General features: G+C 64.1%; 1 protein-coding gene. It reads left to right on the plus strand.

Annotated features, from left to right (window positions below):
* Positions 1-81: 81 nt before the first annotated feature.
* Positions 82-1,706: PqiB family protein (locus tag AB4037_RS34530; RefSeq protein ID WP_441774666.1), on the plus strand; the 1,625-nt coding region annotated here is incomplete at its 3' end.

Below are 1,706 nucleotides of genomic sequence, written 5' to 3' on the forward strand. Positions count from 1 at the left end.
CATCACCATGATCGCCTCCGAATCATTCGACCCACGGCTGATGTGGGATGTCTTGCGCCGTGACACAGGAAAGAAGGGCCATTGACCGACTCCGACGCCTCCAAGAACGGCAGTGACACGGCCACGCCGGATATCGATCCGCCGCGCCGCCGCCGCCTGTCCGCGATCTGGCTCATCCCGATCGTGGCGGCCGCGATTGCGCTCTATCTGGGCTGGGTCACGCTGTCGGAGAAGGGGCCGGTGATCACCATCACCATGCGCACGGCGGAAGGGCTGGAGCCGGGCAAGACCCAGATCCGCTACAAGGCCATCGTCTTCGGCACGGTGAAGAGCGTCGCGCTTGCGCCGGACGGCAGCCACGTTATCGTCACCGCCGACATGACCAAGCAGGCCGAACCGCTGATGCGCGAGGGCACGCTGTTCTGGGTGGTCAGGCCGCGCCTGTCGGCCAGTTCCGGCATTTCGGGCCTGTCGACCATCATTTCCGGCGTCTATATCGAGTTCGATCCCGGCAAGGCCGGCACGACAGCCGACAGCTTCGCCGGCCTTGAGCTGCCTCCCGTCATTCCCACCGACGCGCCCGGAACGGAATTTGCCCTGAAGACCACGCAGATCGGCTCGATCAGCGCGGGGTCGCCGATCTTCCATCGCGGCCTCGAGGTTGGTCAGGTCCTCGGCTACGATTCCTCCAACCTCGCAGACGGCATCACCATCCGCGCCTTCGTCAGGGATCCCTATGACAAGGAAGTGCGCACCAGCACCAATTTCTGGAATGCGTCCGGGGTCTCCCTCACGACGGGTCCCCAGGGCTTCCGGCTCCAGCTCGATTCCATCCAGGCCCTGCTCGCGGGCGGCATCGCCTTCGACACGCCGGCCGACGTGCTTTCGAACGAGCGCGCCGCTCCCAAGACGGCTTTCACCCTCTACCGGGACCAGGCCAGCGCCGACGAAGCCAAATATACCGTCCGTCACAAATATCTGGTCTATTTCGATTCCTCGGTCGGCGGCCTTGCCGCCGGCTCCAACGTGGAATGGCAGGGTCTCAAGATCGGGCAGGTCGTCGATGTCAGCCTGCAATATGATCTTGCCAAGAATACCCCCCGGGCGCCTGTCGTGATCGAACTCGAGCCGGAGCGCATCAAGTTCGTCGGCGCGGACGGCCCGRTCRATCCCGAAACCGTGCTGAAATCGCTGGTCGCCAAGGGCCTGCGCGCCGAGATCAAGACCAGCAATTACCTGACTGGCCAGAGCGTGGTGTCGYTCGMCATCGAYCCCAAGGCYGSRCCKGCGGAACTGGGAACCGGCGCTATCTATCCGGTGATCCCGACCAGTCCGAACCAGTTCGACTCCGCCCTGCGTTCGGTCAACGACATCCTCGAYCGYATYTCRAAACTGCCGCTGGACAAACTGGTGGTCCAGGCCAACGACACCATGAAGTCGTTCCAGGACCTTGCCGCCGGACCGGAGATCAAGGAATCGCTGCGCTCGCTCGCCGGCGCCCTCACCTCGGCGCGGGARCTGATCGACAAGGCCAAGACCGATCTCGCCCCGGCAATGCAGAGGCTGCAGCCGGTGCTCGACACCGCCCAGCAGTCGATGAAACGCATCAATTCCACCCTGGGCTCTTTCGACCAGGGCTATGGCAGCTCGTCCAGCTTCAAGCGCGACCTCACGCGCCTGATGTCGCAGGTCGACGATGCCGTGCG

The sequence above is a fragment of the Labrys sp. KB_33_2 genome (assembly GCF_052114505.1).
GTDB lineage: Bacteria > Pseudomonadota > Alphaproteobacteria > Rhizobiales > Labraceae > Labrys.